Origin of the sequence: Pseudomonas taiwanensis DSM 21245, assembly GCF_000425785.1 — a bacterium.
Taxonomy (GTDB): Bacteria; Pseudomonadota; Gammaproteobacteria; order Pseudomonadales; family Pseudomonadaceae; genus Aquipseudomonas; species Aquipseudomonas taiwanensis.
This window is the reverse complement of sequence record NZ_AUEC01000069.1, coordinates 1-1243: the sequence shown is the minus strand read 5'-3', so window position 1 is coordinate 1243 and position 1243 is coordinate 1. Positions and strand designations below refer to the sequence as shown.

Genomic DNA, 1243 nt, shown 5'->3' with positions numbered 1-1243 from the left:
GACCACCTCGGCACGCCGATGGAGCTGACCGATCCGCACGGCAACATTGCGTGGGCGGGGCAGTACAAGGCGTGGGGCGAGGTGCGGGAGGAGCGTTCGGAGTGGGCCAGGCAGCATGGACTGGGTAACCCGATTCGCTTCCAAGGGCAGTACCACGATCATGAGACAGGGCTGCATTACAATCGCTACCGATGTTACGATCCGAGGGCTGGTCGCTATATGTGCCAAGATCCTATAGGCTATTCCGGTGGATTGAATCTATTTGAATATGCTATTAGCCCGATCGCATGGGTTGATCCATATGGCTTGTCCAGCGATACAATATGTAATTTAAAGTGTGGCTCTTCCTCTGACTTGACAGGTAATAACTGGAGGCTTGCCCCAGGAAAAGATAGTGATCTAAGAGGCGCGACTAGAACTTATCGTGATGGGCTGGACGAGGCCTTCAAAAAAACAGGCGTTCCTCGAAGTCAATTTGTTGTGACTAAATGGGGTAAGGATCTGAACGGGAAGTTTATACCAGTAGAATGGGAAGCTCGTGGTGGAGCGAATGTCAATATGGATATCCCGGCATGGAACAATGTGAAATCTAATGGATCACTGGGTGAAGGTCCACATGCTCCACATATTGGCTACCAAACTCCAAGAAAGCCAAGAACGAGAGGGCATATTTTTGTCGACAAAGTTCCAGCAACAAGGAATTAACAGCGAGGAAATATATGTTATGTCATGCTAATGAATTATTGCGCGCCGCTGCTGAAATTGGGGTTAAAGCGCGCACTACTGAAAAAGATGTGGCTGAGAAATATATATCTTTTGTGCTGAATAAGTACAGACCATGGAAGACAAGTGGGCACTTGAGTATTGGTGAGAACGTCAGTAAATTACCTACTGATGAAAATGAGTTTCTATTTTTTTGTCTGTTAAACCGGGTTCGGGCTGGGTGTTTTTTGAGCAAAGCAAGTGGAATAAAAATATTGTTGTGGTGGTTGATGATGTGCGAGACTTATCGAGACTGATGGAAAGCAGCTATGGAATGGAGTACTTTGTATCAGACGAAATTGGCAGTTATCTTATTGCGGTAAACTGGTATGTGATTGAGTATACGGAGGGGGCGATAGTTAGGAGGGGGTAGATAAAATCAAGTAGTAAGTCGACGAGCGAGCATGCGAGCTCAGCCAGCCACACCCAAGCCTCACTTACATCCAGTAACCGATCGTGGTGCATGATCAGCCGCCTGGCT

Annotated in this window: 1 protein-coding gene; it reads left to right on the top strand. The window is 47.4% G+C overall.

Annotation, left to right across the window (positions count from 1 at the left end; genetic code table 11):
* Positions 1 to 705, top strand: a 705-nt coding sequence (locus H620_RS27615) for an RHS repeat-associated core domain-containing protein (RefSeq protein WP_209439664.1), incomplete at its 5' end; no start/stop codon positions are given.
* Positions 706 to 1243 lie beyond the last annotated feature (538 nt).